Below are 12,848 nucleotides of genomic sequence, written 5' to 3'. Positions count from 1 at the left end.
GTTTTTGTTTAGGAACTGAAGAAGCCTATCGAGGTAAACTTCTTCTTGTAATGTTTGTGGCCGTACTTGCCGTGTTTGTAGTCGGAGGAGCTGTACTTCTTGTAGCCATGCCTTTTTTTGTAGTCGGAAGAACTATAGTGGTGATGCTTTTTCGAACCCAACAAGGAGCGCACGATCGCTTTAAACAAACCCATGTTAAGATTCCCCTCTCAATTCGCAAATGGTTAGCGCTTTTTGCCAGCGAAATTCAATCAAAATTGCGATGTTCATTTAGGCGGTCGGGCTCTATAATGAATACAACTTTGAATGAATTTCAGAAAAAGGTGATGATGATGTTCGCTGCTTTGCGAGCGTACCCGCGCATCATCTGGCTGATCTCGCTCGGCGTGACGGTGTCGGCAATCGGGGAGTCATTTTTCTGGCCCTTGACTGCGACCTATGTCCACCAAGCGCTCGGTCAGACGCTGACGATGGCCGGAGTTGTGCTCTTGTTGCAATACACCGCCTGTCTCGCTGGAAACTTTGTCGGCGGCTGGCTGTTCGATCGCTGGAGCGGACGCAAGACGATGATTATCGCCGTGGTGTTGTCGATAATTCTCCTGATCTTGATGGGATCGACTCGCCATTTCTACCTCTACATGGGGCTGCAAACCTTGCTCGGTTTTTGCAACGGCATCTACTGGCCGATCCAGCGTGCTGTCGCCCTGTCGGTCTGGCCGGAGGGCGGACGCCGTGCCGTCAATATGATATACGTCGCAAACAACCTCGGGGTTGCAGTGGGAGCCGCATCTGGCGGAATTTTAGCATCCCTCTCCTTTACCTATGCGTTCTGGGGCAACGCGTTGACCTATGCGTTCTTCCTGATCCTCTTCATGGTGGTCATCAAAGACCACCACTTGCAGCGAGCTGGCAAGTCAGAAGCGGACGCTCCTACCGCCAGCGCAACCGACAAGCCGGAGAAAATTCCGGTCTCCGTCTGGATGACGCTCGGGATGCTCGTGCTCGGGTTGACCGTACTGGTCGTCGCCTACATTCAATGGCAGACAACCATTCCTACGTACATCCAGTTCCTCGGTTTCTCGATGCCCGCCTATAGTTTTCTGTGGACGGTCAATGGATTCGTGATCGTCGCCATGCAACCTGTACTATCGTGGGCGATCGCTCGCTTTTCGCTCAGCTTGTATGCCCAGATCGTGATCGGTGCGCTGTGGTTCGTGCTGGCGATGCTTTTGGTCACCTTCTCGGTCGCGTATGCGGCGCTTGTTGTCGGCATGATGATCATCACGATCGGGGAGATGATGGTCTGGCCTGGCGTGCCCGCGGTGGCCAATGAACTTGCAGTGCGCGGGCGTGAAGGGCTGTTCCAAGGAATCGCGATGAGCGGCCAGTCGATCGGGCGCATGATCGGACCGCTGCTCGGCGCATTTTTGTACGAACAGTTTGCCCCGAGCGGCATGTTGCTGACGATGACGGTGCTCTGCGGATGTGCGGTGCTCTGCTTTGCCTTTCACAACAAAACGAACCGCAAACAACCACATAACATCGGCATCTCCACCTAAAAAAGGGAAGCGAATGATCGCTTCCCTTTTGCTGTCTGCTCTCTATGTTTGCTGATGATGTTCGTCCGTGTTGTTCAGCACTTTCAGCCCGTGCTCTTTCTCCAAACGATACTGCTCCTCGCGTTGGCGCAGGATCTCATTGTCCAGCTCATAGCGATTCTCCGGATGCTCGCGGCACTCATCGGAGCAGGAGCGGCGGAATTTGACTTCGCACTCCTCGCAGCAGATGTGTTGCAGATGGCAGAACGGGTTGGCGCAGTTCACATAGCGGTCTTCCGCTTTGCCGCAGTGGTGGCACTCGCCGATCACTTTGTCATCCACTTGATTGATCGGCACCGAGATGCGCTCATCAAATACGTAGCACTTGCCTTCGAACAGGTCGCCTTGCACGTCCTGGTCTTTCGAATATTTGATAATCCCGCCCTCAAGCTGGTTGACATCTTCGAAGCCTTCTTGGAGCATGAAGCCAGAGAACTTCTCACAACGGATACCGCCGGTGCAGTACATCAAGATCTTCTTGTCCTTGTGCTCCGACAAGTTCTTGCGCACCCATTCTGGGAACTCCTTGGTCGTCTTCACCTCTGGACGCAGTGCGCCTTTGAAGTGGCCGATGTCATATTCGTAATCGTTGCGCCCGTCGATGATGATCACATCATCGCGCTGCAACGCCTCCCGCCACTCTTGCGGTTTCAGGTGGCGTCCTGTCACTTGGCTCGGATCGACATCGTCCTCCAGACGCCAGGTGACGATCTCTTTGCGAGCCCGCACAAACATTTTGCGGAATACATGATGATCGACCGGGTCGATCTTGAACTCCACATCTGCCAAGCGCGGATCGCGGGTCAGCTCTTTCATATACAGCTCGGTCTGTTCCACCGTGCCGGATACGGTGCCGTTGATCCCTTCGTTCGCAATCAGCACACGGCCACGCAGACCGTGCTCTTTACACCACGCGAGGTGCTGAGCAGCAAATTCCTCGGCATTGTCGATCGGTACGTATTTATAAAAGAGCAGAACTCTATAGGGTTTTGGATCGGACATTGGTGTTCCTCCCATCTACAAGTAGTGTGATCTCTAACCCGATATCTTACACGTTACTTAGACGGAGACATCTTCTCTAGATTATCATATCGTTTGCTAGGGAATCAAAATGAAATCGGCAAAATCACATCAAACGTCGTCCCTACGTTCACAACGCTGTCAATTTTCACACTGCCGTGGTGATATTTAATGATCTTGAACGATACCAACAGCCCGAGTCCCGTGCCTTTGTCCTTCGTCGTATAAAACGGTTCGCCAAGTTTGCCCAGCATCTCTTTGGAAATGCCGTGGCCTTGGTCGATAAAGCGAAAGACCAGTTTCGTTTGCTCCTGCACGAACACTTTGATCACAACATTGCCGCCTTCGGACATCGCTTCGACCGCATTTTTCAACACGTTCAAAAACACCTGCTTGATCTGCGTTTCTTCACATCTGACCAACGGCAGGTCTTCCTCAAACTCCGTAAAGATCTGCACATTGTGCAGCAGCGCCTCCGAACCGAACAGCGACGTCACATCCTCGACCAACGTCTCTGGACGTTTCATCTTGTAATGATCAGCCTGCGGTTTGCCGAGCATCAGCAGTTCGGTGACGATGAAGTTGATGCGATCCAGCTCCTCCAGCATGATGCCGTAATAAAGGCTGTGTTTGGACGACTTGTCTTCGCTCATCAATTGCACAAAGCCGCGCAAAGAGGCGAGCGGATTGCGGATTTCATGCGCGACGCCCGCAGCCAGTTCACCGATCAACAAAAGCTTTTCGGTGTTGCGCAACAGTTCCTCGGTGCGCTTGAGTTCGTTGATGTCACGCAAAATGTTGGCATACGCGACGACGTTACCGTTGCGGTCACGGATCGGGGCGTAGGATATCGAGACGTCGATCAACCGCCCATCTTTGCGTTTGCGCACCGTTTCGAAGCTTTTGATGTCACCGCCGCTGCGCACATGGCGGTGCATCGCCAGCACCTCTTCGAGGTACTCCTCGCTGGGCAGCGTCTGCACCTTCCGATTCAGTTGCTCTTCCACCGTGTAGCCAAAAATCACTTCGGACGCCTTGTTGAGTCGAATCAAGTTGCCCTCGAGGTCGAACACCCCGATCGCATCGGTCGTATGGTTGATAAACGACTCCAGATATTCTTTGTCCGTACGAGACTGCTCCTCCGCTTTCACGGCGCGGGAGTAGAGCACCGAAGCTGAAACGCCTAGCAAAATCGCAAGACTTCCCGCAATCGATAGGATGAGCAGAGAATTTTTCAGATATCCAAATACGATCAGCAGCAGGAACAGGAAAGCCAACATAACAGGGATGACTTTGGATTGAATAAATGATTTCAACAACCTGTTTCACCCGATTTTCTGATAGAATGATAGATAAAGGATAATTAAATCATAACACAATCCGCTCAAAAAAGTCTGTTCCACTTTGTCATTTACTGCCAGACATTGCTCAGGGCCCACCGTGCGGAAGCGCGACCCGATCTGCCAGCGGATCAAGGCAGAAGCTCGTTCCTGCCAAACTCTCGATTGGCATGTGGGATTTAGCTGTCCCCACTGCGAACAACGCTCGCAGGAAGTGTTGATCACCCAGCGCGGCACGATTTTCGGTCACCAGCCCGCAGCCTGTACACGCCTATAGCGAGTAGATGCCTTCCTCTGAAAATTGTTAAAAAAAGTATAATCCTATTGACAGATAGACGTCAATCTGCATATAATAGATAGGTAAGAACAAGTGAATAGCGCCCACAAAGGGGAGTAGCTGGTACAACAAAGTTCGTCAATTCAGGACATTCGTCCTCGGCTTTGTTGGCAACGATAGATCGTTGTTTGCAAGACCTTTGCCATATTATTTTGGTAAAGGTCTTTTTTGCGTAGAAAGACCACATTCTCTGGCGACCTTTACCAAAGCACATGGAGGAGGGTCGCTTTTTCATTTGGGATACCCTATGAAAAGAGGAGTGGTCTTTATGGATTTCTTCACCGTGGAGTTTTTCTCCGCACTGTTATCAATCGTCATCATCGACCTCGTGTTGGCAGGTGACAACGCCATCGTCATCGGGCTGGCAGCCCGCAATCTGCCCAAAGAACTGCAAAAGAAAACGATCATCTGGGGCTCGATCGGTGCGATCCTGATACGCGCCGTCGCCACCTTGCTCGTCGTGTGGCTCTTGGAGATTCCCGGACTGTTGCTTGGCGGCGGTCTGATCTTGCTGTGGATCGCATACAAACTACTGGCTGAAGAAAAGCAACATGACATCAAGCCGAGCCAAAGCTTATGGGGCGCAATTCGGACGATCATCATCGCCGATGCGGTGATGGGTCTGGACAACGTGCTGGCCGTCGCAGGCGCGGCGCATGGTGACTTTTTGCTGGTCATCATCGGACTGTTGATTTCCGTCCCGATCGTCGTCTGGGGCTCGACTGTCATTTTGAAGCTGATCGAGCGCTTTCCGTGGATCATCTACTTGGGTGCAGGCGTGCTCGCTTATACCGCAGCGAAAATGATCATTGACGAGCCGTTCTTGGAGACGTTCTTTACCGCCAACCTCTGGGTCAAGTGGATGCTGATCGCGGTCGCCGTGCTCGGTGTGCTCGTCGCAGGTTACGTTAAGAAAAAGCGGGTAACCAAAGCGGTCACCCACTCCTAATACCTACCACCTCTGGTCGCCAGAGGTGGTTTTTCATTACGATTGTATAAACTGCAACCCTTCCGCGAGCCCAGTCAACTTGATCCCGCGTTTGGTGTATTTGTCGAGGTGATCCTGAAGCCCATGCTGATCATTCTGCAAAAGTTTCTTGGTGCGCGTGACAAATTTTCGATTCAAGCAGCCGGACAACCAGAGCAGCGCGGGAAAGCGTGCATAGTCATCATCAGAAAGCAGTTCATGAGCGCGGTAGCCATACATCAGCGCATGGGAGAGGCCGCTCGACACTTCATGTGACTCGATGCCCACGGTGCGGGAATACCATTTCATCAGCCAAGTCAAATCTTGAACGCGGTCCGAGATCGAGATGTGATCAAAATCGATGATGCCAGAAACTCCGCCCGTCGCTTCATCCCACAGCACGTTGTTCGCATTGAGGTCTGAGCAGATGATCAGTTGATCGCGCTCAGACGGGTCGCGATGAGCTTGTTCGATCATAGCGGCAGCAAGGTCGAGATACTTGTTCAACCGCGCGCGATCGCGTTTGTTCAAAGAATGTGCGTCGCGTTCTGCGCGCAGGGAGTCGAGCACTTCACGATAGCCTGCGGTGTGAATTTTACGGGGCAGCACTTCCGAATGAAATCCATACGAAGCGTCATGATAGCGCCGTGCGACTTCGCCCATGCGAAAAGCGGTCTCCATCGTCTGGGCGGTGATATGGATGCCATCCAACCATTCGAACAGCACACAACGCCGCTTGATCCCTTTGTCATCTTCGACCACGACAAACGCCTCGCCGCTTTGCGGCTTGACCCGCCGCATAAAAGGAATGCCTTGATTGTTCAGATGATCGATGTAGCGCATCTGCTCGCGGATCACTTCATCTGCCAGATTGGTAAAAGGCGTCGCGTCCTCCTTTGACCGCCGCTCCGCTATAAACCGCGCCACGTACGACTTTTCTCCAACCGCGATCTTAAAATGCAAGTCCCCATGCCAATTTTCTGGCAGTACCCGCCGCATCACCAGCGTGCTCGGATCAAGTCCAAAGCCGGGCAACGCTTTCCGAATGATTCTAAACTTGTCGCTCACCGCAATCCTCCCCCTTTTACCTTTAATGTTACAACATGGGAGCAAAAAGAAAAAGGAAGTGCATATGCACTTCCGACTATTCTTCCAACCAAGGGCTCCCACCCAACAAGACAATTTCCCAAGGACTCCCCTGTTCCTTTTGAATCAAATGCACCGCATAGTGGTTTAAGCCGTTCCTCATATCTGTTTGCTCAGGCGTGAGTTTTCCGCGTAGTTTAAAGTTGACTTCGACATAGATCACACGGTAGTCAAAAGCATCTCTCGTCTCCCCTTCGCGAGGTGCCAACGAGGTAACATCTGCCGCTCGTACAAATTCAGAATGAATCACTTCGCGCAAAAATATTTGCTCCGGCTCATCTTTATATGAACCATAAAGATATCCACCTAAGAGTTCCAATGCTTCCTCGTACTTCTGCTCACCTTTCAATTTGAAAAACCGCCAAGCAACTTCTTCTGGACCATCTATCGGTGGAGCTGTGACAATCGTAAGACCCTGCTTCGGTAACTTCGGCACCACATACGGTGTCGATTCTGCTGGTGGCAGTTTGGCCGGTTCTTCGGACTCATCCGATGACTGTTGAGCAGGCTGGTATTGCGGGTCACTGGTAGTGTCCTCCGATCCGCAACCTACTACAAATGCACCCGCGATGAGCAGCAACAGCACGCTGTGCATCATTGGTCTGGGCATTTCGAAAACTCCTTTCAAATGTTTCATTATCTAAAGAACGAAAGGACTGAGCAGGAAACACCCGCTCAATCCTGACAAAATGCTTCCAAATCATCTTTTATGTGGTTCATGATATACATAGATATCTCATTTGTAAATATTGGATTCTGTTTGATCGGAAATTATTTTATTCAGAAATCATTTACTTGACTCACCTCTCGAAAGGATCTCTTCTCCAATGCCACTGTTGATCTTTCATTCACATTGAACAGAACACGAAACCCGCGCGAACTTTTTATACAAAAAAAGACCCGGCGCGAGTACCGGGTCTTTTGCAGTCTGAAAATGTGTTGCTGCATCCTTGCATCAGCCAAGCGCGAACGGATCGGACGCCGACTTGTGCAGGTCTGATTTAGTTGGTGATCTCTGCCGCCGTATCGAGCGCGACTTTGATCATTTGGTTGAAGGTCAGTTGGCGCTCTTCAGACGTGGTCTCTTCCCCTGTGATCAGGTGGTCGGAGACGGTGAGGATCGCCAGCGCTTTGCGATTGAATTGAGCGGCCAGCGTGTACAGCGCGGCTGCTTCCATTTCAACGGCCAGCGTGTTGTAGTTCGCCATCAGCGTGATGATGTCACGCGTATCGTTGTAGAACGTGTCGGACGTGAACACGTTGCCGACTGCGACAGGCATGTTCTCTTTCTTCGCGTTCTCATAGGCGCGGTACAGCAGGTCAAAGCTTGCGGTCGGCGCATAGTCGAGGCCGCCGAAGCGGTGTTTGTTGACAGCCGAGTCGGTCGATGCGCTCATGGCGAGAATCATGTCGCGCACCTTGATGTCCTTTTGATACGCGCCGCACGTGCCGACGCGGATCAGATTTTGCACGCCGTAGCCGTTGATCAGCTCATGCGCATAGATCGACATCGACGGAATGCCCATCCCGGTGCCTTGCACGGAGATGCGCTTGCCTTTATACGTGCCGGTGAAGCCATACATGCCGCGCACTTCGTTGTAAAGTTCCGCACCTTCTAAGAAGGTCTCTGCGATGTATTTCGCCCGCAGCGGGTCGCCCGGCAGCAAAATCGTTTCGGCGATCTGTCCTTCTTTCGCCCCGATATGTACAGTCATGTTTCAGTTCCTCCCATCAATGTTGTGCTGGTTTAGAAAAATATGTCTCGTTCTAATCTACCACACGAGACTGGTCATTGATACATCGTATGTGCAAACGAAGTCCCCTCACGACAAAAAAACCCCGCATCGGCGGGGCTTTTATAAAACTTACGGCCAGTAGTAGCTCGATGCACCGTAAGACGGATATTCGACACGGCTATCCACATGAGTAAATGTGCTGTAGATGATTACGCCGCTGAAACCGCTCGATTTCGCCAAGTTGGCTACAGCAGTCGGAGTGTAACCGCCCACCACGATGTCAGCTGCGATACCGTAGGTGTGTTGGGAGTTAGAAGCTCCGCCAACCGATGCGTTGTGGCTGAGGGAACGGAAGCCAGAATTGACGGTGATCGCGCTGTTGCCCGCTTTTTTGCGAACCGCTTCCAGCTTATACATCAGCTTGCGGACGTTTTCCTTAACGGTTGCAGCTGCTACGTTACCGTTCGAGAAACCGCTGCCATCTTTGGATTGGAATTCGCTGAAATTGAAGTTCTGGGTCGAACCGTCGCTCGCTTCCAACGAGTTCAATTTTGCTTGCGTCGCCGGACCGACGACCCCGTCAGCAGTCAGGCCATATGCTTTTTGGAAGCGGATGACTGCCGCTTTGGTACCCGGACCGAAGGCGCCATCAGTTGATACATACGTTTTGGACGCACTGTCTGCTGCCCAACCGGCCACGCGGATTTGCAGTTCTTTTACGTCAGCACCATTCGAACCTTCTTGCAGGTTGCGTGTCCAAGAGTAGGCAGACGCTTGATCTTGCCCAATGATCGGGAAGACAACTGCCATTGCCAGCATCACGGCCGCAACTTTCGTCATGATTTTCATTTCATCTCTCCCTTTCTACTATTTTTCAGGAAAATTTTTCTCCTCTATGAACTAGTCTACTCGATCATTTTATAAGAATCAAGAATTTTTAGTAAATTTTTTATTGATTTAGTTGCAATACACTGAATTCCTTTCCTAGGAATCTAACAAAAGTGGTCGTACAACCTAAAAAGCCCCGCCATCGGGCGAGGCTTTGCGATAAACTTACGGCCAGTACCAAGTACCTTGCATACCGTACGGGTATTCCGCACAGCTATCAACATGAGTAAATGTGCTATAGATGATCACGCCGGAGAAACCGCTTCGCTTGGCAATGTTCGCAATCGAAGTCGGGGAGTACCCACCGAGCACGATGTCGGCTGCGATGCCGTACATGTGTTGCGAGTTCGCCACGCCACCGGCAGCGGCGTTGTCTTGGAGGGAACGGAAGCCGGAGTTGACTTGCACCGGCGTGTTGCCCGCTTTTTTGCGCACCGCTTCCAGTTTATACATCATGCGGCGGACGTTTTCCTTGACGGTCGCCGCGCCGACTTTACCGCCGTTGAAACCTTTGCCATCACCGGAATAGAATTCGCTGAAATTGAAGTTCTGGGTCGAACCGTCGCCCGCTTCCAACGAGTTCAGTTTTGCTTGCGTCGCCGGGCCGACAATCCCGTCCGCAGTCAGGCCATACGCGCTTTGGAAACGCTTGACGGCCGCTTTGGTGCCAGCACCAAAAATTCCATCGACCTCCACGAAGGTTCTGGAAGCCGAGTCGGCTGCCCAGCCGGCCACGCGGATTTGCAGTTCTTTTACGTCAGCACCATTCGAACCTTCTTGCAGATTGCGTGTCCAGGAGTAGGCAGACGCTTGATCTTGCCCAATGATCGGGAAGACAACCGCCATTGCCAGCATCACGGCCGCAACTTTCGTCATGATTTTCATCTCATCTCTCCCTTTCTACTATTTTTCAGGAAAAATTTTATTCCCTGTGAAATAGTCTACTCGATCACTTTATAAGAATCAATAATTTTTAGTAATATTTTAATTGATAGAATTATAATATATTGAATTTTACACCTATGCACCTTAACAAAAATTGGTTGAGCAGAGTGGGTCGAGCTGACTGGCGATCTGCTCCGTTCCTAGCAGGACAATTCCTACCGCAAAATAAAGATGCTGCGCACAGTACGTGCACAGCATCTGGTAGGAGCTTAAAACTGTAGTTTCGATTCGATGAACGCTTTCAGTTCGGTGATCGGCATGCGCACCTGTTCCATCGTATCGCGGTGACGAACGGTCACTTGGCCGTCCTCTTGCGATTCGAAGTCGAACGTGATGCAAAACGGTGTGCCGATCTCGTCATGGCGGCGGTAGCGCTTGCCGATCGAACCTGCATCATCATAGTCGATCATGAAGTGCTTGGCGAGGTCTGCAAAGACGGCCTGCGCTGGTTCGGCCAGCTTTTTGGACAGCGGGAGCACTGCCGCTTTGAACGGTGCGAGCGCCGGGTGGAAGCGCAACACGGTGCGGGAGTCGCCACCTTCAAGTTGCTCTTCGTCGTAAGCGTCGATCAAGAAGGCCAACGTCACGCGGTCTGCACCGAGCGACGGCTCGATCACATGCGGGATGAAGCGCTCGTTGCTCTCCGGATCGAGGTAGTTGAAGTCTTCGCCCGAATGCTCCATGTGCTGCTTGAGGTCGAAGTTGGTGCGGTTGGCGATGCCCCACAGCTCGCCCCAGCCGAACGGGAATTTGTACTCGAAGTCGGTCGTCGCCGTCGAGTAGTGGGACAGTTCATCTTGCTCATGATCGCGCAGGCGGAGGTTTTCATCCTTCACGCCGAGGCCGAGCAGCCACTGGTGCGCATGTCCACGCCAGTAGGAGAACCACTTGTCATCTTCGCCCGGTTTGAAGAAGAATTCCATCTCCAGCTGTTCAAACTCGCGGGTGCGGAAAGTGAAGTTGCCTGGGGTGATCTCGTTGCGGAACGATTTACCGACTTGGCAGATGCCAAACGGCAGTTTTTTGCGCATCGTGCGCTGCACGTTTTTGAAGTTGACGAAAATCCCTTGCGCCGTCTCCGGGCGCAGGTAGATTTCGTTGGCGCTCGATTCGGTGACGCCTTGGAACGTTTTGAACATCAGGTTGAACTGACGAATGTCGGTGAAGTCATGGCTGCCGCAATCCGGGCAGGCGATGTTGTGCTCTTTGATCAGCTCGGCCATCTGCGCAAAGGACAGACCGTCCACGATCATTTCGATGTCTTTTGCTTGCAGCGCGTCTTCGATCAGCTTATCCGCACGGTGGCGGGCTTTGCAGTTCTTACAGTCGATCATCGGGTCGTTAAAGTTGCCGATGTGGCCCGATGCGACCCACGTTTTCGGATTCATCAGGATCGCCGCATCCAAGCCTACGTTGTACGGGGACTCCTGCACGAACTTTTTCCACCATGCTTTTTTGACGTTGTTTTTCAGTTCAACGCCGAGCGGGCCGTAGTCCCACGTGTTGGCGAGACCGCCGTAAATCTCCGAACCCGGGAAGATAAAGCCACGATGTTTGGCCAGTGCGACCACTTGCTCCATTGTGATGCTCATGTTCATCATCCTTTTTTGGAAAATATAAAAAGCTCCCGTCCCCATAGGCACGGAATCATGCCTAGGGACGAGAGCGTTATGCACCCGCGGTTCCACCCTAGTTGATGCGGGGAAGAGATCGTCGCCGCATCCTCTTTTTTGAATCAAACAGCTCCGAATCGCCTTTTCCCTGCACCATGCTCCGGGCTCTCACCATCCCCGGCTCGCTGAATCAGTGGGTTGTCAGGTACTATCCATTCCTCATCGCCGCATACCACTTTCTGCTTCCCCACTATCTTATTCAACTGGCGCACTAAAAGTCAAGCCGCCATGCTGGGCCGCCATCAGATTCGCCGGGGAGAAACGAGCAGGAAAAAGCTAGCTCTCCACGCTGGTCGAGCATGACGAAACTCGCAAAACGGGCACGACAGAGTCGCTCTGGTCTCCTCTTCATGCCCACTTTGATTTTGTCAATTTTTCGTGTATCTTGGAGACACAAAGGAGTGATCGTTTTGAACTTTCCCAATCGGCTGACCGATGCGGCAGAACTCCACGCCCTGCTCGGAGAACCTAACGTCCTCGTCGCCAACAAGGTGATCGACCATCTTGATGCACACTGCCTCGAGTTTCTGGCCCAGTCACCTTTTGTCGTCCTGTCTACCGCCGATGCGTCCGGACTGTGTGACGTTTCACCGCGCGGAGACCAGCCCGGATTTGTGACGGTGCTCGATGCCAAGCGTCTGTTGATCCCCGAGCGGCCCGGCAACAAACGGGTCGATTCACTGCGCAACATCCTGTCCAATCCGCACATCGGGCTCTTGTTCCTCATCCCCGGTCTGGAAGAGACACTGCGCATCAACGGACGGGCCTGCATCGTGCGCGACGAGGCGTTGCTGTCCGGCATGGCGGTGCAGGACCGCGTCCCACAGCTTGCGATCGGCGTGGAAGTGGAGGAGTGCTTCGTTCACTGCGCCAAAGCGTTCAAACGCTCCCAGCTCTGGAACCCGTCCACTTGGGCGGACAAAGCGAGTCTGCCCTCCCCCGCGAAAATGCTTGCCGCTCATGTCAAGCTCCCCAATATCGGCGAAGCAGAGATCAACGCTGCCTTGCAGGAAAGCTACACCAAGCGCCTCTACTAACCCGGCTGGACAACAAACAGGCACCCTGTAAACAAGGGTGCCTCAACTGGCAGACAAATGCCCTTCTTGACGGAAACCAGCAGGGCATTTGCTGGTTTTTTGAAACAAACATACGAGCAAACGGCAACTCTTTCTTCCCATTTGTCCAGACTGGTGCTCGT

Annotated in this window: 12 protein-coding genes; 3 read left to right on the top strand and 9 right to left on the bottom strand. The window is 52.4% G+C overall.

What is annotated here, in order from left to right; translation table 11 throughout:
- Window positions 1-8: 8 nt before the first annotated feature.
- Complete coding sequence (locus tag CIG75_RS01285) at window positions 9-188, bottom strand: hypothetical protein (protein WP_094238288.1); 180 nt, start codon at window positions 186-188, stop codon at window positions 9-11.
- A gap of 102 nt (window positions 189-290) precedes the next feature.
- On the opposite strand from CIG75_RS01285, the gene CIG75_RS01280 reads away from it, so the two are divergent.
- Window positions 291-1,559: an MDR family MFS transporter gene (locus CIG75_RS01280; protein ID WP_157729319.1), complete on the top strand. Its 1,269-nt coding sequence runs from the start codon at window positions 291-293 to the stop codon at window positions 1,557-1,559.
- A 42-nt stretch (window positions 1,560-1,601) separates the two neighbouring features.
- On the opposite strand, the gene trhO is transcribed toward CIG75_RS01280, so the two are convergent.
- Window positions 1,602-2,600 (bottom strand): oxygen-dependent tRNA uridine(34) hydroxylase TrhO, encoded by a 999-nt coding sequence (gene trhO / locus CIG75_RS01275; RefSeq protein WP_094234997.1) that lies wholly within the window; start codon window positions 2,598-2,600, stop codon window positions 1,602-1,604.
- A gap of 104 nt (window positions 2,601-2,704) precedes the next feature.
- Window positions 2,705-3,934 carry a PAS domain-containing sensor histidine kinase gene (locus CIG75_RS01270; protein ID WP_094234996.1) on the bottom strand — a complete coding sequence of 410 codons (1,230 nt, stop codon included), beginning with the start codon at window positions 3,932-3,934 and terminating at the stop codon, window positions 2,705-2,707.
- A gap of 629 nt (window positions 3,935-4,563) precedes the next feature.
- Between CIG75_RS01270 and CIG75_RS01265 the strand changes: the two genes are divergently transcribed.
- Complete coding sequence (locus CIG75_RS01265) at window positions 4,564-5,244, top strand: TerC family protein (protein WP_094234995.1); 681 nt, start codon at window positions 4,564-4,566, stop codon at window positions 5,242-5,244.
- 36 nt (window positions 5,245-5,280) lie between these two features.
- Here CIG75_RS01265 and CIG75_RS01260 read toward each other — a convergent pair whose 3' ends face one another.
- The 6 genes from CIG75_RS01260 to CIG75_RS01235 all read right to left on the bottom strand — a co-directional run bounded on the left by CIG75_RS01260 (window position 5,281) and on the right by CIG75_RS01235 (window position 11,569).
- Entirely contained in the window at window positions 5,281-6,330 is a 1,050-nt protein-coding gene (locus CIG75_RS01260) for a phosphotransferase enzyme family protein (RefSeq protein ID WP_094234994.1), read from the bottom strand.
- 76 nt (window positions 6,331-6,406) lie between these two features.
- Window positions 6,407-7,018: a hypothetical protein gene (locus tag CIG75_RS01255; protein ID WP_094234993.1), complete on the bottom strand. Its 612-nt coding sequence runs from the start codon at window positions 7,016-7,018 to the stop codon at window positions 6,407-6,409.
- A 391-nt stretch (window positions 7,019-7,409) separates the two neighbouring features.
- Window positions 7,410-8,123, bottom strand: coding sequence for a purine-nucleoside phosphorylase (deoD, locus tag CIG75_RS01250; protein WP_094234992.1), 714 nt, complete (start codon window positions 8,121-8,123; stop codon window positions 7,410-7,412).
- Window positions 8,124-8,273: 150 nt separating this feature from the next.
- The gene (locus tag CIG75_RS21520) at window positions 8,274-8,993 is read right to left on the bottom strand and encodes a D-Ala-D-Ala carboxypeptidase family metallohydrolase (RefSeq protein WP_322348597.1); all 720 of its coding nucleotides are present in this window, start codon (window positions 8,991-8,993) and stop codon (window positions 8,274-8,276) included.
- A gap of 204 nt (window positions 8,994-9,197) precedes the next feature.
- Window positions 9,198-9,917 (bottom strand): D-Ala-D-Ala carboxypeptidase family metallohydrolase, encoded by a 720-nt coding sequence (locus CIG75_RS21515; RefSeq protein ID WP_322348596.1) that lies wholly within the window; start codon window positions 9,915-9,917, stop codon window positions 9,198-9,200.
- A gap of 269 nt (window positions 9,918-10,186) precedes the next feature.
- On the bottom strand, window positions 10,187-11,569 hold the full coding sequence (locus tag CIG75_RS01235; protein WP_094234991.1) for a glycine--tRNA ligase: 1,383 nt from the start codon (window positions 11,567-11,569) through the stop codon (window positions 10,187-10,189).
- A 482-nt stretch (window positions 11,570-12,051) separates the two neighbouring features.
- Between CIG75_RS01235 and CIG75_RS01230 the strand changes: the two genes are divergently transcribed.
- Window positions 12,052-12,687 (top strand): pyridoxamine 5'-phosphate oxidase family protein, encoded by a 636-nt coding sequence (locus CIG75_RS01230; RefSeq protein WP_227874318.1) that lies wholly within the window; start codon window positions 12,052-12,054, stop codon window positions 12,685-12,687.
- Window positions 12,688-12,848: the final 161 nt, after the last annotated feature.

The organism is Tumebacillus algifaecis, from assembly GCF_002243515.1.
In the GTDB taxonomy this organism is placed as follows: Bacteria; Bacillota; Bacilli; order Tumebacillales; family Tumebacillaceae; genus Tumebacillus_A; species Tumebacillus_A algifaecis.
Note: the sequence above shows the minus strand (reverse complement) of the source record. Positions and strands in the feature narration are given on the sequence as shown.